Source organism: Micromonospora sp. WMMD754, assembly GCF_049315235.1.
In the GTDB taxonomy this organism is placed as follows: domain Bacteria; phylum Actinomycetota; class Actinomycetes; order Mycobacteriales; family Micromonosporaceae; genus Micromonospora; species Micromonospora sediminicola.
Map to the genome: position 1 here is coordinate 3,601,394 of NZ_CP186058.1, position 18,436 is coordinate 3,619,829.

General features: G+C 74.0%; 15 protein-coding genes, 1 pseudogene and 1 riboswitch. Of the genes and pseudogenes, 12 read left to right on the forward strand and 4 right to left on the reverse strand.

The features are described 5' to 3' along the window. The first annotated feature begins 67 nt into the window (after positions 1-67). The 4 genes from thyX (at position 68) to ACN27B_RS17545 (ending at position 5,246) form a co-directional block, all read left to right on the forward strand. Positions 68-805 (forward strand): FAD-dependent thymidylate synthase, encoded by a 738-nt coding sequence (thyX, locus tag ACN27B_RS17530; protein ID WP_091579874.1) that lies wholly within the window; start codon positions 68-70, stop codon positions 803-805. Positions 806-857: 52 nt separating this feature from the next. Further along, positions 858-1,784: a 4-hydroxy-tetrahydrodipicolinate synthase gene (gene dapA / locus ACN27B_RS17535; protein WP_099162054.1), complete on the forward strand. Its 927-nt coding sequence runs from the start codon at positions 858-860 to the stop codon at positions 1,782-1,784. Positions 1,785-1,835: 51 nt separating this feature from the next. Next, a complete protein-coding gene (locus ACN27B_RS17540; protein WP_099162053.1) occupies positions 1,836-3,524 on the forward strand; it encodes a ribonuclease J in 1,689 nt (562 codons plus the stop codon). A 174-nt stretch (positions 3,525-3,698) separates the two neighbouring features. Continuing rightward, positions 3,699-5,246 (forward strand): S1 family peptidase, encoded by a 1,548-nt coding sequence (locus tag ACN27B_RS17545; RefSeq protein WP_422741018.1) that lies wholly within the window; start codon positions 3,699-3,701, stop codon positions 5,244-5,246. Positions 5,247-5,313: 67 nt separating this feature from the next. Here ACN27B_RS17545 and ACN27B_RS17550 read toward each other — a convergent pair whose 3' ends face one another. Both ACN27B_RS17550 and ACN27B_RS17555 read right to left on the reverse strand, forming a co-directional pair. Continuing rightward, positions 5,314-6,954 (reverse strand): YbjN domain-containing protein, encoded by a 1,641-nt coding sequence (locus ACN27B_RS17550; RefSeq protein ID WP_422741019.1) that lies wholly within the window; start codon positions 6,952-6,954, stop codon positions 5,314-5,316. Continuing rightward, complete coding sequence (locus ACN27B_RS17555; RefSeq protein ID WP_099162050.1) at positions 6,885-7,364, reverse strand: YbjN domain-containing protein; 480 nt, start codon at positions 7,362-7,364, stop codon at positions 6,885-6,887. The genes ACN27B_RS17550 and ACN27B_RS17555 overlap by 70 nt, the downstream gene beginning before the upstream one ends. A 113-nt stretch (positions 7,365-7,477) precedes the next feature. On the opposite strand from ACN27B_RS17555, the pseudogene ACN27B_RS17560 reads away from it, so the two are divergent. Then, positions 7,478-11,392: pseudogene (locus ACN27B_RS17560) on the forward strand (DNA translocase FtsK 4TM domain-containing protein); the annotation flags it as partial. An 80-nt stretch (positions 11,393-11,472) separates the two neighbouring features. On the opposite strand, the gene ACN27B_RS17565 reads toward ACN27B_RS17560, so the two are convergent. Together ACN27B_RS17565 and ACN27B_RS17570 are read right to left on the reverse strand one after the other, a co-directional pair. Further along, a complete protein-coding gene (locus ACN27B_RS17565) occupies positions 11,473-11,712 on the reverse strand; it encodes a hypothetical protein (protein WP_091579848.1) in 240 nt (79 codons plus the stop codon). A gap of 85 nt (positions 11,713-11,797) precedes the next feature. Then, entirely contained in the window at positions 11,798-12,112 is a 315-nt protein-coding gene (locus ACN27B_RS17570) for a DMT family transporter (RefSeq protein ID WP_422741020.1), read from the reverse strand. Between the two features lie 58 nt (positions 12,113-12,170). Continuing rightward, a riboswitch (guanidine-III (ykkC-III) riboswitch) is annotated at positions 12,171-12,236 on the reverse strand. Positions 12,237-12,332: 96 nt separating this feature from the next. On the opposite strand from ACN27B_RS17570, the gene ACN27B_RS17575 reads away from it, so the two are divergent. The 7 genes from ACN27B_RS17575 (at position 12,333) to pspM (ending at position 18,421) form a co-directional block, all read left to right on the forward strand. Beyond that, positions 12,333-13,256 carry an ornithine cyclodeaminase family protein gene (locus ACN27B_RS17575; RefSeq protein WP_176558894.1) on the forward strand — a complete coding sequence of 308 codons (924 nt, stop codon included), beginning with the start codon at positions 12,333-12,335 and terminating at the stop codon, positions 13,254-13,256. A gap of 49 nt (positions 13,257-13,305) precedes the next feature. Beyond that, positions 13,306-14,808, forward strand: a complete 1,503-nt coding sequence (rimO, locus tag ACN27B_RS17580) for a 30S ribosomal protein S12 methylthiotransferase RimO (protein WP_422741021.1) — start codon at positions 13,306-13,308, stop codon at positions 14,806-14,808. Positions 14,809-14,855: 47 nt separating this feature from the next. After that, the gene (pgsA, locus tag ACN27B_RS17585) at positions 14,856-15,437 is read left to right on the forward strand and encodes a CDP-diacylglycerol--glycerol-3-phosphate 3-phosphatidyltransferase (RefSeq protein WP_422741022.1); all 582 of its coding nucleotides are present in this window, start codon (positions 14,856-14,858) and stop codon (positions 15,435-15,437) included. Between the two features lie 50 nt (positions 15,438-15,487). After that, positions 15,488-16,024: a CinA family protein gene (locus ACN27B_RS17590; protein WP_099162045.1), complete on the forward strand. Its 537-nt coding sequence runs from the start codon at positions 15,488-15,490 to the stop codon at positions 16,022-16,024. 190 nt (positions 16,025-16,214) lie between these two features. Then, positions 16,215-16,664, forward strand: coding sequence for a helix-turn-helix domain-containing protein (locus tag ACN27B_RS17595; RefSeq protein ID WP_091579827.1), 450 nt, complete (start codon positions 16,215-16,217; stop codon positions 16,662-16,664). 126 nt (positions 16,665-16,790) lie between these two features. Next, a complete protein-coding gene (locus ACN27B_RS17600; RefSeq protein ID WP_396824308.1) occupies positions 16,791-17,642 on the forward strand; it encodes a PspA/IM30 family protein in 852 nt (283 codons plus the stop codon). A 17-nt stretch (positions 17,643-17,659) separates the two neighbouring features. Then, positions 17,660-18,421 carry a phage shock envelope stress response protein PspM gene (gene pspM / locus ACN27B_RS17605; RefSeq protein ID WP_422741023.1) on the forward strand — a complete coding sequence of 254 codons (762 nt, stop codon included), beginning with the start codon at positions 17,660-17,662 and terminating at the stop codon, positions 18,419-18,421. The last annotated feature ends 15 nt before the right edge of the window (positions 18,422-18,436 follow it).

The window sequence follows — 18,436 nt, forward strand, 5'->3', positions numbered from 1 at the left end:
GCTGGTCGGCCGCGTGCCCGATTTCCACGACGAGGGCCGGGCAACTACAGTCCTCGGCATGCCGGAGATGGTGCAGCCCCAGGTCAAACTGATCGCGTGGACCCAGTTCCAGGCGCCGGACGACGTGCCGTGGTCGACCGACGCCGACGGCGGTCAGGCCCTCGCCGAGTTCGCCGGCCGGGCCTGCTACCAGAGCTGGAAGAAGCCGAACCCGGCCACCGCGACGAACGCCGGCTACCTGGCGCACATCCTGGACGTCGGCCACCTGAGCGTGCTGGAGCACGGCTCGGTGAGCTTCTACTTCAGCGGCGTCTCCCGCTCGTTCACCCACGAGCTGATCCGGCACCGGCACTTCTCCTACTCGCAGCTCTCCCAGCGCTACGTCCCCGAGCGGGACGCGGCGATGGTCGAGCCGGCGGTGATCGCCGACGACCCCGAGCTGCACAAGAAGTTCGTCGAGGCGTCCGAGGCGGCGGTGCGGGCGTACACCGAGTTGCTGGAGGGGCTGGAGGCCCGCTTCACCGACGAGCCCAACCCGACGCTGCGCCGTAAGCAGGCCCGCCAGGCGGCCCGGGCCGTGCTGCCGAACGCGACCGAGACCCGGATCGTGGTGACCGGCAACTACCGGGCCTGGCGGCACTTCGTCAAGATGCGCGCCACCGAGCACGCCGACGTGGAGATCCGCGAGCTGGCGGTCGAGTGCCTGCGGCAGCTCCAGGGCGTCGCGCCGAACGTCTTCGCCGACTTCGTGATCTCCACGCTGCCGGACGGCACCGAGGTGGCGGCGTCGCCGCACGCCGAGTGAGTCGTCGCCCTTCGCCGCCGGGCCACCGGTGGTCGTCCGCTAGGTTGTGAACATGACGCACGACCACCCTGCCGCCCCGGAGCGGGGCCCGTCGCGCCCGTTCGGGCGAGTGATCACGGCCATGGTGACCCCGTTCACCCCGGACGGGGCGCTCGACCTCGACGGCGCCGCCCGGCTGGCCCGCTACCTCGTCGACGAGCAGGGCAACGACGCGCTGGTGCTCAACGGCACCACGGGCGAGTCCCCGACCACGACCGACGCGGAGAAGGAGACGCTGATCCGCGCGGTCGTCGAGGCGGTCGGCGACCGGGCCCGCATCGTCGCCGGGGTGGGCACCAACGACACCCGGCACACCGTCGAGCTGGCCGCGCAGGCCGAGAAGGCCGGCGCGCACGGTCTGCTCGTGGTCACGCCCTACTACAACAAGCCGCCGCAGGCCGGGCTGCTGCGCCACTTCACCACCGTCGCGGACGCCACCGGGCTGCCGGTCATGCTCTACGACATCCCGCACCGCTCCGGTGTCGCGATCGCCACCGACACGCTGGTGAAGCTGTCCGAGCACGGCCGGATCGTGGCGGTCAAGGACGCCAAGGGCGACCTCACCGCCACCTCCTGGGTGCTGGCCCGCAGCGACCTCGCGTTCTACAGCGGCGAGGACGCGCTGACCCTGCCCGCCCTGGCCGTCGGCGCGGTCGGCGTGGTCGGCACCTCCACCCACTTCACCGGGGTGGGTACGAAGCAGATGATCGAGGCGTTCGAGGCCGGTGACACGGCCGGGGCACTCGCCCTGCACCGGCGGCTCCTGCCGCTCTACACCGGCATCTTCCGCACCCAGGGCACCATCCTGGTCAAGGCCGGACTGGCGGCCCAGGGCCTGCCGTCCGGCCCGGTACGACCGCCGCTGGTCGAGGCCACCGGCGACGAACTGGCCCAGCTGCGCGCCGACTGCGCCGCGGCGGGCCTGCCCCTGCCCGAATGATTCAACGACACGACGGACGCCGCACGGCGGCGTCGCAGAATGAGGTGACGCGTGACCGAGGCGCACATCGAGGGTGAGCTGCCCCCGCCGCTGCCGGAGGGCGGCCTGCGGATCATCCCGCTCGGCGGACTCGGCGCCATCGGCCGGAACATGACCGTCTTCGAGTACGACGGCAAGCTGCTCATCGTCGACTGCGGGGTGCTCTTCCCCGACGTCGAGCAGCCCGGCGTGGACCTGATCCTGCCCGACTTCGGGCCGATCCTGGACCGGCTGGCCGACGTGCAGGCGATCGTGCTCACGCACGGCCACGAGGACCACATCGGCGCGGTGCCGTACCTGCTCGCCCACAAGCCGGACATCCCGCTGGTGGGTTCCCAGTTCACCCTCGCGCTGGTCGAGGCGAAGCTGGCCGAGCGGCGGATCCAGCCGTACACGCTGACCGTGCGGGAGGGCGGCCGGGAACGGCTGGGCCCGTTCGAGTGCGAGTTCTTCGCGGTGAACCACTCGATCCCGGACGCGCTGGCGGTGGCCATCCGCACCCCGGCCGGCCTGGTGCTGCACACCGGCGACTTCAAGATGGACCAGCTCCCGCTGGACGGGCGGATCACCGACCTGGCCGGGTTCGCCCGGCTCGGCGCCGAGGGCGTCGACCTGCTGCTCTCCGACTCGACGAACGCGGAGATCCCCGGGTTCGTCACGCCGGAGCGGGAGATCGGGCCGGTGCTCGACTCGATCTTCGCGAAGGCCAAGGGGCGGATCATCGTCGCCTCGTTCGCCTCGCACGTGCACCGGGTGCAGCAGGTCTTCGACTCGGCCGTCGAGCACGGCCGCAAGGTCGCGCTGATCGGCCGGTCCATGGTCCGCAACATGGGCATCGCCCGCGACCTGGGCCTGCTCAACATCCCACCCGGCCTGGTGGTCGGCATCGAGGAGGCCACCAACCTGCCGCCCGAGCAGATCGTGCTCATGTCCACCGGCTCGCAGGGCGAGCCGATGAGCGCGCTGGGCCGGATGGCCAGCGGCGACCACCGGCACATCACGATCGCGCCCGGCGACACCGTGGTGCTGGCCTCCTCCCTGGTGCCGGGCAACGAGACCTCGGTCTACCGGGTGATCAACCGGCTGGCCCGGGCCGGCGCCGTGGTGGTGCACAAGGACGTGGCCAAGGTGCACGTCTCCGGTCACGCCCCGGCGGGCGAGCTGCTCTACCTGCTCAACGTCGTCCGCCCGAGCAACCTGATGCCGGTGCACGGCGAGTGGCGGCACCTGCGCGCGCACGCCCGGCTCGGCATCGAGTCCGGCGTCGCGCCGGACCGGGTCGTGCTCTGCGAGGACGGCGACGTGGTCGACCTGGTCGAGGGCCGGGCCAGCCTGGTCGGGCGGGTGAAGAGCCGCTACGTCTACGTCGACGGCCTCGCCGTGGGCGACGTCAGCGAGTCGCTGCTGACCGAGCGGCGGATCCTCGGCGACGGCGGCTTCATCGCCACCACCGTGGTGGTCGACTCGGTCACCGGCAAGGTGGTCGCCGGGCCGACCGTCTCGGCGAAGGGCTTCTCCGAGGACCCGGCCGCGTTCAACCCGGTGATCCCGCTGGTCACCGAGGCGCTGAACCGGGCCGCCGCGGACGGCATCACCGACCCGCACCAGCTCCAGCAGATCGTCCGCCGCACGGTGGGCCGCTGGGTCAACGACGCGTACCGGCGCCGCCCGATGATCGTCCCGACCGTCGTCGAGGTCTGACCGACCGCGCCCGAGCGCCGGCCCACCGTCCGCGGTGGGCCGGCGTCGTCGCTTTCCGGGTACGCCCCGACACGCTGCGTCGAAACCGCTTGCCCCTGCTCAACCGATCGGCGTCCGTCTCCGTACTCCCGGTCGGCCGGCGTGCCCCTGCGCCGGTCGGGAGGAGCGTGGCGGATGGACCGCAGACGGATGACAGCCATCGGCGTACTGGTGGCGGCGGCCGGGTTGACGGCGGCGGTGACCCTGCCGTCGTTCGCCGGTGAGGGACCCCGGAGGGCCGCCCCGGCCGCCGACGGCGTGGCCCCGGAGGTCCTGGACGCGCTGGGCCGCGATCTCTCGCTCACCCGCGACCAGGCGGTACGCCGGCTGCGCACCGAACGCTGGGCGGCCGGCACGGTCACCCGGCTGCGCACCGAACTCGGCGCCGACTACGGCGGCAGCTGGCTCAGCGCCGACGGCGCCACGCTCACCGTGGCGGTGGCCGACCCGGCCGCCGAGGCCCGGGTGACCGCGGCCGGCGCGGTGCCGAAGCGGGTCGCGCGTGGCGTCGCCGAGCTGGACGCGGTGAAGACCCGCCTCGACGCGGCCGGCGCGGACGCCGGCCCGGACATCGCCGGCTGGTACGTCGACGTGGCCAGCAACTCCGTCGTGGTGCTCGCCCGACCGGGCGCGGAGGCGGCCGGCCGCCGGCTCGCCGCCGCCGGCGGGGCGGACGGCGGCACGGTCCGGGTGCGGACCGCCGACGAGGCCCCCCGGCCGTTGTTCGACGTGCGGGGCGGCGACGCGTTCTTCATCAACAACGCCGGCCGCTGCTCGGTCGGGTTCTCGGTGGTCGGCGGCTTCGTCACCGCCGGGCACTGCGGCCGGCCGGGGGACCGCACCACCGGGTCGAACCGGGTCGCCCAGGGCACGTTCTCCGCGTCCTCGTTCCCGGGTGACGACTGGGCGGTGGTCGAGGTCAACGGCGACTGGACGCCGCAGGGCGTGGTGAACGACTTCAACGGCGGCACGGTGGCGGTGAACGGCTCCACCGAGGCCCCGGTCGGCGCCTCGATCTGCCGGTCCGGCTCCACCACCGGCACCCGCTGCGGCGTGGTCCAGGCCAAGAACGCCACGGTCAATTATCCGGAGGGGACGGTCACCGGGCTGACCCGGACGAACGTCTGCGCCGAACCGGGCGACTCGGGGGGCGCGTGGCTCTCCGGCGACCAGGCGCAGGGTGTCACCTCCGGGGGGTCCGGCGACTGCACCCGGGGCGGGGTCACGTTCTTCCAGCCGGTCAACGAGATCCTCCAGCGCAACAACCTGACCCTGGTCACCGCCGGCGGCCAGCAGGCGCCCGCCGAGCCGCCGGCCGGTGGCGGGCAGACCGCGCCGCCGGTCAGCGCACCGCCCGCGCCGCCGGCCGCCGACACCGAGTGCACCGGCCAGGTGAGCCGGACCGGCCGGATCACCGCCGGGCGCGCCCAGGTGCAGCCGGACGGCCGCTTCTTCCGGGTGGCCGGTGGCGCGCAGGAGGCCTGCGTCGCCGTGCCGGACGGCGCCCGGGTGGTGGTGGAGCTGCAACGCTTCACCGGCGGCGCGTTCCGCACCGTGGCCCGCGCGGGCGGCGCGGACGGGATCGCCCGGCTGACCGCCGACACCCCGGCCGGCGCCTACCGCTACCGGGTCGTCGGGTTGTCCGGCTCCGGCGCGTACACCCTGGCGTTCTCCGCCCGCTGACGCCGCCGTCGGCCCCGGGACCGCGACCCCCGATCACCACCGCCCGGTGGTCGGGGGTCGCGCCGTGTCAGGGGCGCAACGCGGCGACCGCGTCGGCGTACGCGGCGCCGGTGCGGATCGTGGCGGCCACCAGCACGGCGAGCTGGGCCGGGGCCACGCCGCAGGACAGGTCGGTGGAGACGCCGGCGGCCAGCACCAGCGTCCCGTCGCCGGGCTCGTGCACGTAGGCGGCGGGCAGCAGCCGGTCGTGGTTCCAGGCGTTGCAGAACGCGTACGCCTCGGCCCGACGGTCGGCCGGCAGCCGGCGGGCCGCCACCACCCGGGCGTGCAGCACCTCGCCGAGCCGGCGGAACTGGATCGTCGCCTCACCCCAGCGTCCGGCCAGGGCGCCGTCCGGTTCGACCGTGTACGGCTCGCCCCGCGCGTCGAGCGCGCCGGTCAGCAGCGCCGCGTCCAGCGGGGCCGGCTCCTCCGGCCCGGGCGGTGCGGGCTCGGCCGGGTCGGCCTCCGGGTCCTCGTCGAACTCGCTCTCGGCGGGCAGCGGCACCGGCGCGGCGAGTGGTCGCTCGGCCAGCCAGGAGGCGATCCGGCCGGACTGGTGCCCGGTTCCGTTGCGGGCGTCGAAGCTGCCGGCCAACGCGGTGGCCAACGCCTGGAGCTGCCCGCCCAACGTCGCCACGTCGACCTCGGCGGCAGGTCGGGAACCGTGCCCGGGGCGGTGGATCCGCCGCCCGCCGAGGCCGGCCTCGGCGGCCAGCCCGCACAGCAGCGCGCCGGCCGCCGCGAACTCCATCGCGGACAGGTCGTCCGCGGGCCGGTCCAGCCGGGGCAGTTGCTCGGCCAGCACCTCCAGCCCTCGGTGCAGGTGCCCGCCGAGCGCACAGAACCGCAGGTGCGTGGCGAGCAGCGGGAACGCGGCCCGCTCCCGGCGGTGCCGACGGTAGGCGCGCACGTGCGCCCGGCCCGCCCGCACCTGCGCGCCGGTGCGCAGCCACGGCAACAGGCCCGCGACGAGACCCCGTTCGGGCTGGTCGGTGCAGTCCGGAGCGAAGGCCGGACCGAGCGCGGCCAGGGCATCCTCCGGCTCGCCCCAACCGGCCAGCAGCTCGGCCCGCCGGGCCGGGGCGCAGCCGGGGCAGCCACCCACCGGGTCCGCGCCGTCGCCGGCCGACCAGCGTGCGTAGGCGCGCCGGGCGGCCGGCTCGTCACCGAGGTGGTCGGCCAGCCGGCAGCGCAGTTCGGCGACCGCCTCCGCGTCCTCACCCACCTCGGTGGCGAGCGTGTCCAGCAGGGAGCGGGCCTGGTCCAGGCCGACCCGGGGGGTGCCGAAGAGCGCCTCCACCGCCTGCCGCTGGTGCCGGCGCAGCCGCGTCGTCTCGTCCGGGTGGGCGTCGAGCAGGCCGGGATGCCGGGCCAGCGTGGCCCGCATGCGGCGCACCGGCTCCACCGTCCGCCACCGCTCGCCCAGGTGCAGGTACGCCTCGACCAGCGCGAACCGGGCCGACAGGGCGGTACGCGGGTCGCCGGTGGCGTCGGCCCGGGCGGCGATCCGCTCCAGCTCGGCGCAGCGTTCCTCACCGTCGGGCCGGTCCCGGGCGTCGGCGAGCGCGGCGGCCAGCCCCCGGTCGCGGGCGGTCGTCACCGGACCGACCCGCCGGGCAGCGCGGCGACCGCGTCGGCGAGCTGGCAGCCGGTGGTGACGCCGCATTCGACGAGCCGGTCGAGCTGGTGCGGGGTGACCCCGCGTTCCAGGTCGGTGGTGACCTCGCCGCAGACCTGGGCCGACCCGTCGTCGGCGACGTGCACGTACGCCTTCGGCCACAGCCGGTCGTGGTTCCAGGTGTTGCAGAACGCGTGCAGGTCGGGCACCCGCTCGATGCCGAACCGGTACGTGGCGACGGTGCGGACCTGGAGCAGCTCACCGGCCTCGCCCCGGCGGTGGAACCAGATCAGGGCCCGCTCCCAGCGACCGGCCAGCGCGCCGTCGGGCTCCTCGGCCACCGCGTACCCCCGGTGGGTCAGCACGGCGGCGATCAGCTCGCCGGTCAACGGCCGCAACGCCCGCGGGTGTCCGGCCAGGGGACCGTCCGGACCGTCCTCGATCTCCGGCGACGCCATCGGGCATCCCTTCTGAGGCGAATAACACAAACGACGGTCCGATCCGTGCTGCGACGCGCGGACACGACCCGGAAAAGCGGCGTTCCGCCGGGTACCGCCGTTACCGTGACTCTATGGCGGGCCGTACCTCTCAGGCGAGCCGGCGGCGCGGCGCGTCGCCGCGTGGCACCACGAACAACCGTGCGCGCCAACCGGCGAAGAAGGCGGCGCGCAAGCCGGTGCGCCGGCGCCCGGCGTCCGGGCCGAGCCCGGCCGCGTTCGTCGGCCGCGCCGTCAACGCGATGTGGATGGGGCTGGCGCACACGGTCGGCTGGGGCTTCCGGGCGGCCGGCCGGCAGGCCGCGTCCACCCGGGATCTGGACCCGGAGCACCGCCGCGACGGCGGCGGCCTGCTCCTGTTCGGCCTGGCCATCCTCAGCGCGGTGGGCATCTGGGGCGGTGGCGCCGGGCCGGTCGGCCGGCACCTGGCCGACACCGTGCGTCTCTTCGTCGGGGCCATCTCCATCGTGCTGCCGGTGCTGTTCATGGTCGGCGCGTGGCGGCTGATGCGCACGCCCGCCGACCCCGAGCACCGCGGCCGTGGCCTGGTCGGCTGGGGTTCGATGCTGCTGGCCACCGCCGCGATGCTGCACATCGGCCAGAACCCGGTGGACGAGGTGCAGCGCGACTTCGCCGGCGGCCTGCTCGGCGCCGGCGTGGGTGACCTGCTGAAGTCGGCGGTGACCGCCTGGGTGGCCATGCCGCTGCTGCTCCTGCTGCTGGTGTTCGGCCTGCTGGTGACCACCGCGACCCCGATCAACAAGATCCCGGAGCGGCTCGGGTTGCGCGCCGACCCGGACGCGCCCGTCGTCGAGGAGGAGGCCGAGGTCGAGGCGCCGGCGAAGCCGGCGCGCAGGCGGCCGGCGAAGCGGCTCCCGCCGCCGACGGACCCGCTGGACCCGGACGACGAGCTGGCCGGCGTGGACCTGCAGGACACCATCGTGCTGCCGCGCAAGATGAAGGTGCCGGCGAACCGCAAGCCGGTGGAGCCGCCGGAGCACTCGCCGCTGCCGACCCGCGCCGAGCAGCTCGCGCTCACCGGGCTGGCCGGCGACTACACGCTGCCGCCGGCCAACATGCTCGGCAGCGGCGCCGCGCCGAAGACCCGGAGCAAGGCCAACGACGAGGTGATCGCCGCGCTGACCGGCGTCTTCGAGCAGTTCGACGTGGACGCCGCGGTCACCGGCTTCACCCGGGGCCCGACCGTCACCCGCTACGAGGTGGAGCTGGGCCCGGGCGTCAAGGTCGAGCGGATCACCCAGCTGTCCCGCAACATCGCGTACGCGGTGAAGTCGCCGGACGTGCGGATCCTCAGCCCGATCCCGGGCAAGAGCGCGGTCGGCGTGGAGATCCCGAACACCGACCCGGAGAACGTGTCGCTCGGCGACGTGCTGCGCTCGCGGGCCGCGACCAGCGACCACCACCCGATGGTGGTTGGGCTCGGCAAGGACATCGAGGGCGGATACGTCGTCGCCAACCTGGCGAAGATGCCGCACATCCTGGTGGCGGGCGCAACCGGGGCCGGCAAGGCCCTGGCCCTTGACACTCCGATCGCCACCCCCACGGGCTGGTCGACGATGGCAGACCTGCGCGTGGGCGACCAGGTGTTCGACGACCTGGGCCGACCCTGCAGCGTGGTTGCGGCGACGCCGGTCATGCACGGGCGGCCGTGCTACGAGGTGGAGTTCTCCGACGGAACCGTCATAGTGGCGGACGCGGAGCACCAGTGGCGCACGACGACGAGGGCTGGCCGTACCCAGCGCAAGCATCGGTGGAAGGACGGCAGCTACTGGGCGGAGGACGACCGCAAACTGGTGGCACGCCGGGTTGATGAGGTGCTGAGCGAGCCGGACCGGCCGGCGTCCAGCGGCGAGGTGGTCTCGGACCTCGGCGACCAGTTCCGGAACGTCCTCTACCAGGTGCTGCGCCCGATACCGACCGAGGCGCAACTGGCGCGACGCCCTTATGAGCGCGGTGGTCGTCTCCTCACTCGTTGGGTCGATACCTACTCCCGCCATGAGGTGTACGAGGCGCTCTCTCGGCAGGTTCTCGCGCCCGGTCGTACCGCCAGGCGTCATATCCACGACGTGGCACCGGTAACGACGCGCCAGATTGCGGAGAGTCTGCGCGTCGGGCCTCGCAGTGAGTGGGTGAACCATGCCGTTGACGTTGCCCGGCCATTGGTCTGTCCTGAAAAGGAACTACCCATCGCGCCGTACACGCTGGGCTGCTGGTTGGGGGACGGGACCACCGGATCCGCCAGCATCACGAGTGCGGACGAAGAGATCCTCGACGGGATCAGGCTGGAGGGCTACGAGGTCCTCAAGCAAGCTGCCAGCGAGCTTCACTACACCATCTCCAACCGGCAGGAACGTAAGCGTCGGATCATGGAGGCACTGCGTCTGGTCGAGCGGGGTGTGAGCGGACCACAGGCTGCTCGCCAGGCCGGGGTCTCGAACACCGCCGTCTACCTTGCCCGCAAGGCGGGGTTGTCCGGCGACGAGACTCCACCCGGCCCAGAGCGCGCCGCGCCGACCAAGCCGTACCGCACGTTGCGAGCCTTGTTCCGGGAGATCGGCGAGAAGCACATTCCCCTCGCGTATCAGCGTGCATCCGAGAGTCAGAGGCGGGCGCTGCTGGCTGGACTCCTGGACACCGACGGCACGGTGTCGAAGCGCGGAGGGGTGGAACTCGCTCTGACATCCGAACGGCTTGCACATGACGCGCTCGAGCTGATTCTGGGACTGGGCTACCAGGCGACCATGACGACCAGGCCCGTGAACGGCCGGACCCCGGCGACATCGACCTGTTACCGGATTCGCTTCACACCGCGGGACAAGGTTTTCCGGCTTACCCGTAAGGCCAGCCGGCAGGTGACCCAGAACCGTCCCAGCACGACGAGGCGATACATCGTCGACGTACGGCCGGTGCCCTCGGTCGCGGTGCGCTGTATCGAGGTGGACAGCCCCAGCCACCTGTTCCTGGCCGGTAGGACTCTGGTTCCGACCCACAACTCCAGCCTGCTCAACTCACTCCTGGTGTCCATCCTCACCCGGGCGACTCCCGACGAGGTGCGCCTTCTGCTGGTGGATCCGAAGCGAGTGGAACTGACCAGCTACGAGGGCGTCCCGCACCTGGTCACGCCGATCGTGACCAACCCGAAGAAGGCGGCCGACTCGCTGGAGTGGGTCGTGCGCGAGATGGACATGCGCTACGACGACCTCGCCGCCAACGGGGTCCGGCACATCGACGACTTCAACCGCAAGGTGCGCAACGGCGAGATCAAGGCGCCGCCGGGCAGCGAGCGGGAGATGCGGCCGTACCCGTACCTGCTGGTCATCGTGGACGAGTTGGCCGACCTGATGATGGTCGCGCCCCGCGACGTGGAGGACTCGGTCGTCCGGATCACCCAGCTGGCCCGGGCCGCCGGCATCCACCTGGTGCTGGCCACCCAGCGGCCCTCGGTGGACGTGGTCACCGGTCTGATCAAGGCGAACGTGCCGTCCCGGCTCGCGTTCGCCACGTCCTCGCTGGCCGACTCCCGGGTCATCCTCGACCAGCCGGGCGCGGAGAAGCTGCTCGGCCGGGGTGACGGCCTGTTCCTGCCGATGGGCGCGTCGAAGCCGGTGCGGATCCAGGGCGCCTGGGTGACCGAGCGCGAGATCGCCGACGTGGTCAAGTTCTGCAAGGACCAGCGGGAGCCGGAGTTCCGCCCGGACGTGCTGGCCCCGGCGCAGGACAGCAAGAAGAAGATCGACGAGGACATCGGCGACGACCTCGACCTGCTGGTGCAGGCGGTCGAGCTGGTGGTCACCTCGCAGTTCGGCTCGACCTCGATGCTCCAGCGCAAGCTGCGGGTCGGCTTCGCCAAGGCGGGCCGGCTGATGGACCTGATGGAGACCCGGGGCGTGGTCGGCCCGTCCGAGGGCTCCAAGGCCCGTGACGTGCTGGTCAAGCCGGACGAGCTGGAGGAGGTCCTGGTCGGCCTGCGCGGCGGCGAGGAGTAGACCGGTCCACGACGAGGGCCCGCCGGATCACCGGCGGGCCCTCGTGGTGCTGACGGACGTGCTCAGGCGTTCAGGATCGCGGCGGCGAGGATGAAGCCGAGGACGGCGCCGGCGACGCTCGCCGCGGCGGCGTACCAGCCCAGCGGCTTGTCGCCGAGCACCGCGCCGACGATGCCGAGGATCAGACCGACCAGGCCGAGGAACGGCACGAAGATCGCGATGGCCGCGAAGACGAACGCGATGATGGTGCAGATCCGGGCGGCGTTGCTGCGCGGGCGGGCGGTGGCGTGGATGTCGGCCATGGTGTCCTCCGTGGGTGATCTCTGCCGGTGAGCTGGGGATCACCTACCCCGCCGCCACCGCCGTCCAAACCGGATCACCCATCGATCAGTGGAGGAGCTTCAGTCCGACCACGCCGGCCACCACGAGCAGCAGGCAGGCGATCCGGGGCAGGTTGGCCGGCTCGCCGAGCGCGAGCATGCCGACGAGCGCGGTGCCCACCGCGCCGATGCCGACCCACACCGCGTAGCCGGTGCCGACCGGGATGTCGCGCAGCGCGTACGCCAGGCCGGCCATGCTGCCGACCAGCGTGACGGCGAAGACGGCGGAGGGGAGTGGGCGGGTGAAGCCGGCGCTGCGGTCCAGCGCGATCGCCCACGCGGTCTCCAGCAGTCCGGAGAGCACCAACACGATCCAGGCCATGACGATTCACCTCTGACGGGCGGGCCCGGCGCGGTCGGCCGGGCGGCGGTCGGTTTCACGCGGGGCGTCTTGGCCTGACCGGGTACGCCCACCACTCGTCCGGGACGGCCCACGGGCCGTCGTGGCCGACGCTAGCACCGGCCGGGCGGAACCGGAGGCGGGGTGAGAAAGCCCACCATCGCTGGAGTTCACGCGAACTTCAGGTTGCAGGATGGCTCCCATGACCGTGCTCTTCTCCGACGAGGACGTCGCGGCGGCCGTGGACGCCCCGCTCACCGTGGCCGCCATGCGGGACGCGCTGCTGGCCGCGTACGCCGGACGGCTGATCGCCCCGCCCCGGGCGTCCGCGCCGCTGGGCGGGGGCCGGATGGTGCTCACCGCCGGCCACCTCACCGGCGAGTGGTACGGCTTCCGCTCCTACGACACGTTCGGGCACCCGGAGAGCGGGCAGCTCGTCGTGCTGCACGACGCCACCACCGGTGCGGTGCGCGCCATCGCCGTCGGCGAGGAGCTGGGCTCCCGGCGTACCGGCGGGTTGGGCGGCGTGGCCGTGGACGCCCTGGCCCGCGCGGACGCCGCCACGCTCGGCGTGGTGGGTTCCGGCCGCCAGGCGTGGACCCAGGTGTGGGCCGCCGCGGCGGTCCGGCCACTGCGCGAGGTGACCGTGCACAGCCGCTCGGCCGCCCGGCGGGAGGCGTTCGCCGCCCGGGTCCGGGCCGAGCTGGGCGTGCCGGCCCGGGCCGTCGGCTCGGCCGCCGCCGCGGTCCGTGACCGGGATCTCGTGGTGCTCGCCACCACCAGCACCACGCCGGTGCTGGCCGCCGCCGACCTGGCCCCCGGCACGCACGTCAACACCGTCGGCTTCAAGCAGGTCGACCGGCACGAGTTCGGCCCGGACCTGCTCGACGCCGCCGACCTGCTGGTCACCGACTCGCCCGGGCAGGCCGCCGCGTACGCGCCGCCGATGCTCGCCGCGGTCGAGCCGTACGCCGGCCGGCTGCGCGACCTGGGCGCGGTGCTGGCCGGCGCGGTCCCCGGCCGGACCGGCGCGGACCAGATCTCGGTGTTCTGCTCCACCGGCCTGGCCGGCACCGAGGTGTTCCTGCTGGACCGCCTGGCCCGGGTGGCCGTCCCGACCCGTTGACCGCCCGGGCGGGTGGCGTGGCGGTCCGGAACCGGCCCGGTACCCTCGGATGGTGTCTGCCACCTCCTCCTCCCCGCAATCCGACGGGCGCCGGGTCGCCCTGCTGACCCTGGGCTGCGCCCGCAACGAGGTCGACTCGGAGGAGTTGGCCGCCCGGCTGCACGCCGACGGGTGGCAGGTGACCACCGACGGCGAGGGCGCCGACGTGGTGGTGGTGAACACCTGCGGCTTCGTGGAGAAGGCCAAGCAGGACTCGATTCAGACGCTGCTGGCCGCCGCCGACACCGGCGCCAAGGTGGTCGCCGCCGGCTGCATGGCCGAGCGCTACGGCCGTGAGCTTGCCGACAGCCTGCCCGAGGCGCAGGCGGTGCTGAGCTTCGACGACTACCCGGACATCGCCGCCCGGCTCGACGCGGTGGTGGCCGGGCAGGCGATCGACGCGCACACCCCGCGCGACCGGCGCGAGCTGCTCCCGCTCACCCCGGTCAAGCGCCGCGAGGCGGCGGTGTCGCTGCCCGGGCACGGCACCCCGACCCGGGTCGCCCCGGAGACCGACGCGCACACCCCGGCGCACCTGCGCCAGGTGCTGCGGCACCGGCTCGACACCGGCCCGGTGGCCTCGCTGAAGCTGGCCAGCGGCTGCGACCGGCGCTGCGCGTTCTGTGCCATCCCGGCGTTCCGTGGGGCGTTCGTCTCGCGTACCCCGGACGAGCTGCTCGCCGAGGCCGAGTGGCTGGCCAAGACCGGCGTCCGCGAGCTGGTGCTGGTGAGCGAGAACTCGACCTCCTACGGCAAGGACCTGGGCGACCCGCGCGCGCTGGAGAAGCTGCTGCCGCAGCTCGCCGCGATCGACGGGATCGTCCGGGTCCGGGCCAGCTACCTCCAGCCCGCCGAGACCCGGCCCGGGCTGGTCGAGGTGATCGCCACCACGCCCGGCGTGGCCGCCTACTTCGACCTGTCGTTCCAGCACTCCAGCGAGCCGGTGCTGCGCCGGATGCGCCGGTTCGGCTCCACCGACCGGTTCCTGGAGCTGCTGGCGTCCGCTCGCGCGCTGGCCCCGGAGGCGGGCGCGCGGAGCAACTTCATCGTCGGCTTCCCCGGCGAGACGAAGCAGGACGTGGCCGAGCTGGTCCGGTTCCTGACCGAGGCCCGGCTGGACGCGATCGGCATGTTCGACTACAGCGACGAGGACGGCACCGAGGCCGCCGGCCTGCCCGGCAAGGTCTCCGCGGCCACGGTCAAGCGGCGGTACGACCGGCTCAGCGCGCTCGCCGACGAGCTGTGCTCGCAGCGGGCCGAGGAGCGGCTCGGCTCGACGGTGGAGGTGCTGGTGGACTCGGTCGCCGACGGCGTGGTGGAGGGACGGGCCGCGCACCAGGCGCCCGAGGTCGACGGCTCGACCACCCTGGTCGCGCCGGACGCCGGCGGGGTCGACCTGACCGCGCTGCGCCCGGGCGACCTGGTCCGGGCCACGGTGACCGCGACCGAGGGCGTCGACCTCGTCGCCGTGCCGGATGGGATGATCTCGGCGGCGCCCGGCGCGGCACGGTGACGGCGGGCCCGGACGGAGCGGGGAAGCCACGGGGGGCGGTGCCGGACATGACCGGGGCGGAGTCGACGGTGGCGGCACCCGTACCGCTGCTCAACGCGGCGAACCTGCTGACCGGCGCGCGGCTGGTGCTGGTGCCGGTCTTCGCGGCCACCGTGGTCGCGTCCGGGATGACCCACGCCGGCTGGCGGACGGTGGCCTGTCTGATCTTCGTGGTGGCCTCCGCGACCGACCTGGTCGACGGGTGGATCGCCCGCCGGTTCCAGCTGGTCACCTCGCTGGGCAAGGTCGCCGACCCGATCGCCGACAAGGCGCTCACCGGCGCCGCGCTGGTGCTGCTCTCCTGGTACGACCGGCTGCCCTGGTGGGTGACGGTGGTGATCCTGGCCCGGGAGCTGGGCATCACCGCGCTGCGCTTCTGGGTGATCCGGCACGGGGTGATCGCGGCCAGCCGGGGCGGGAAGATCAAGACGGCGCTGCAGATCCTCGCGATCACCTGGTACCTCTGGCCGATGCCGGACGCGCTGGCCCCGGTCGGCCCGTGGATCATGGGCGCCGCCGTCGTCGTCACCGTGGTCACCGGGTTCGACTACATCGTCCAGGCGTTGCGGCTGCGGCGTCCCACCCGTTGATCAGGACGGCCGACGAGTAAGCCGGCGCCGGGCGGGAAGAAGGGGCGGTCATGGACACCGACGCGAGACACCAGCGACCCGCCGGCAGCCCGGCGGCCGCCGTCGTGCACCGCCTGCACGAGTGCGGCGAGACGCTGGCCACCGTCGAGTCGCTGACCGGCGGCCTGCTCGCCGCCGCGATCGTGGAGATCGCCGGCGTCAGCTCGATCTACCGGGGCGGCCTGGTGGTCTACGCCACCGAGCTCAAGGCGACGCTGGCCGGCGTACCCGAGGATCTGCTGGCCGCGCGCGGGCCCGTCGACCCGGACGTGGCCGCCGCCCTCGCCGAGGGCGGCCGGCGGCGCTGCGGCGCGGTCTGGGGGCTGGCCACCACCGGCGTCGCCGGGCCGGAACCCCAGGACGGCAAGCCGGTCGGGCTGGTCTACGTGGCGGTCGCCGGCCCGGCCGGCACCGAGGTACGCCGGCTCGACCTCGACGGTGGCCGCGACCACATCCGCTCGGCCGCGGTGATCGAGGCGCTGCGCCTGCTCGCCGACCGGATCCAGGTGGCCACCGACGTCGACCCGGCCGGCGCCGGCCGGCGATGACCGCCCCGCCCGGATGCGCCGGCCCGTCGCCGGACGGGATTGGACAGGCGGGGTGGGATGTCGTCGTGGCGGTCAACGGGTACGGTTGCGGGAAGGCTCCGACGGACGACGTCGGCGCCCCGGGCGGTCCGCCGCCCCGGGCGCGACGCGGTCGGTCGGGGAAGGTGGTTCCCGTTCAGGGGGAGGTGCGATGGTCCTGCTACGCCGGGTGATCGGTGACGCGCTGCGGGCACGCCGGCAGGGGCAGCACCGCACCCTCCGCGAGGTCTCGTCCGCCGCCAACGTCAGCCTCGGTTACCTCTCCGAGATCGAGCGCGGCCAGAAGGAGCCCTCCAGCGAGCTGCTGGCCGCCATCTGCGACGCGCTCGGCGCCCGCCTGTCGGAGCTGCTGCGCGAGGTCAGCGACACGGTCGCACTGGCCGAGCAGATGCCAGGCGTGCTGGTGCCGGTGGTCGACGAGCCGGTCGAGCCGACGCCGGTGGCCGCCGCCGCGGTGCGCAAGGCGACCAACCGGGGGGTCCGCCAGGTCACCTCCGACGGCTCGGTGGCCGTCCAGGTCCGCCAGGACTCGCCGCTCAAGGCGACGCTGCGCAGCACCCGGGTCCGCCCCGCCGAGCGGGACGTGGTCTGCGCCGCCTGACCCCGCCGTCGCGCCGTGGGCACCGGTGGCGCCCGCGTCGTAATGTTGATCAGGAGCGTACGGGTGCCGTGGTGGCGTCCGGCTGGGACGATGTAGGCGCGACGCTACTGAGGGGACGAGGCGGAGATGGCTAACCCGTTCGTCAAGGGTTGGAAATACCTGATGGCGCTCTTCGGCGCGAAGATCGACGAGCACGCCGATCCGAAGGTGCAGATCCAGCAGGCCGTCGAGGAGGCCCAGCGGCAGCACCAGGCGCTGGTCCAGCAGGCGGCGGCGGTGATCGGCAACCAGCGCCAGCTGGAGATGAAGCTGTCCCGGCAGATGACCGAGGTGGAACAGCTCCAGGGCAACGCCCGGCAGGCGCTCGCGCTGGCCGACCAGGCCCGGGGCCGCGGCGACGAGACCGAGGCCGGGCGCTACGAACAGTCCGCCCAGCTGCTCGCCACCCAGCTCGTCTCCGGCGAGCAGGCGCTGGAGGACCTCAAGACGCTGCACGACCAGGCGCTCGGCGCGGCCGCCCAGGCCCGCAAGGCGGTCGAGAACAACTCGATGATCCTCCAGCAGAAGCTGGCCGAGCGCACCAAGCTGCTCAGCCAGCTGGAGCAGGCGAAGATGCAGGAGAGCGTCGCCAAGTCGCTGGAGTCGATGTCGTCGCTCACCGCGCCCGCCAGCACCCCGTCGCTGGACGAGGTGCGCGACCGGATCGAGCGCCGCTACGCCACCGCCATGGGCCGGGCCGAGCTGGCCGGCAACTCGGTCGAGGGCCGGATGCTGGAGATCCAGAAGGCGACGCTCGACTCGGCCGGATCGGCGAGACTGGAGCAGATCCGGTCGAGCATGGCCGGTGAGCAGCTCGGCGGTCAGCAGGAGCGCCCCGCCGTGGGGCAGCCGACCGACCCGGCGGCCGCCGCCCGGCTGGACGAGATCCGGGCCAGCATGAGCCGGGACCGGAGCGCCGGGGAGAGCACCACCGGCTGACGGACGGGGAGGGACCGATGGTGGACGAGCGGGCGCGACACTTCCGCCGACTGCGCAAACTGCGAGGCTCGGCGCGCCGGTGGAGCGTCCTGGCCGGAGGGCTCGGCGGTGCCGCCGCGGTGCTCACCCCGTACGCCGGGCTGGGTCTGCCGGACGCGGCCTGGGCCGGCGCCGCGGGCAGCGCGATCGCGGTGGCCGCCTGGCGCTGGGTCGACCACCGGGCCCTCGCCGCCGTGCCGCCACCACCCGCGCTCGACCCGGCCGAGGCCGCCGCCCGCTCCCGCGCCCGGCTGGTCGCGGCCGTGGAGCGACTGCCCGTCGGGCCGGGCGTCCTGGCCGAGGTACGCCGCGTCCGCTCCCGCCTCGCGCTGCGCGGCACCGCCGCGGCCGAGCCGTGGGCCCGCCTCGATCGGGCCGCGCTCACCCTGGCCGGGCTGACCGGTCGGATGACCGGGCTGGCCGAGCCGGCGGTCCGGGAGGCGGCCGAGGCCGACCGGTCCCTGCGGGAGCTGGCGACCCGGGTGGCCGGGGTGGAACGCGCGCTGACCATGGCTCCGCGCGGCCCGCTCGCCGAGGTGCACGCCACGCTGGTCACCCAGTTGACGGACGGGGTGGCCGCCTACGAGCGGCTGGTGGTGGCCGCCGCCGGTTACGTGGCCGAGGACGCCCGACCGAACACCGAGCACCCGGCCGCCGCCCGCCTCACCGAGGCCACCGACCTCCTGCACGGCGTGGCCTCCGCCCTCGCCGAACTCCGCACCCCCCTGCGCACCCCCTGACCCACCCGTCGACTT

Bases quoted from the DNA above. Each gene is read 5' to 3' on its own strand.
- ACN27B_RS17550 (WP_422741019.1), bottom strand. From the start codon at position 6,954: ATGCGGCGTCACCACCGGCTGCCAGCTCGCCGACGCGGTCGCCGCGCT.
- ACN27B_RS17555 (WP_099162050.1), bottom strand. From the start codon at position 7,364: ATGGCGTCGCCGGAGATCGAGGACGGTCCGGACGGTCCCCTGGCCGGA.
- ACN27B_RS17595 (WP_091579827.1), top strand. From the start codon at position 16,215: ATGGTCCTGCTACGCCGGGTGATCGGTGACGCGCTGCGGGCACGCCGG.
- ACN27B_RS17565 (WP_091579848.1), bottom strand. From the start codon at position 11,712: ATGGCCGACATCCACGCCACCGCCCGCCCGCGCAGCAACGCCGCCCGG.
- ACN27B_RS17545 (WP_422741018.1), top strand. From the start codon at position 3,699: ATGGACCGCAGACGGATGACAGCCATCGGCGTACTGGTGGCGGCGGCC.
- rimO (WP_422741021.1), top strand. From the start codon at position 13,306: ATGGTGTCTGCCACCTCCTCCTCCCCGCAATCCGACGGGCGCCGGGTC.
- ACN27B_RS17590 (WP_099162045.1), top strand. From the start codon at position 15,488: ATGGACACCGACGCGAGACACCAGCGACCCGCCGGCAGCCCGGCGGCC.
- thyX (WP_091579874.1), top strand. From the start codon at position 68: ATGGTGCAGCCCCAGGTCAAACTGATCGCGTGGACCCAGTTCCAGGCG.
- ACN27B_RS17570 (WP_422741020.1), bottom strand. From the start codon at position 12,112: ATGGCCTGGATCGTGTTGGTGCTCTCCGGACTGCTGGAGACCGCGTGG.
- dapA (WP_099162054.1), top strand. From the start codon at position 858: ATGACGCACGACCACCCTGCCGCCCCGGAGCGGGGCCCGTCGCGCCCG.
- ACN27B_RS17600 (WP_396824308.1), top strand. From the start codon at position 16,791: ATGGCTAACCCGTTCGTCAAGGGTTGGAAATACCTGATGGCGCTCTTC.
- ACN27B_RS17575 (WP_176558894.1), top strand. From the start codon at position 12,333: ATGACCGTGCTCTTCTCCGACGAGGACGTCGCGGCGGCCGTGGACGCC.
- pspM (WP_422741023.1), top strand. From the start codon at position 17,660: ATGGTGGACGAGCGGGCGCGACACTTCCGCCGACTGCGCAAACTGCGA.
- pgsA (WP_422741022.1), top strand. From the start codon at position 14,856: ATGACCGGGGCGGAGTCGACGGTGGCGGCACCCGTACCGCTGCTCAAC.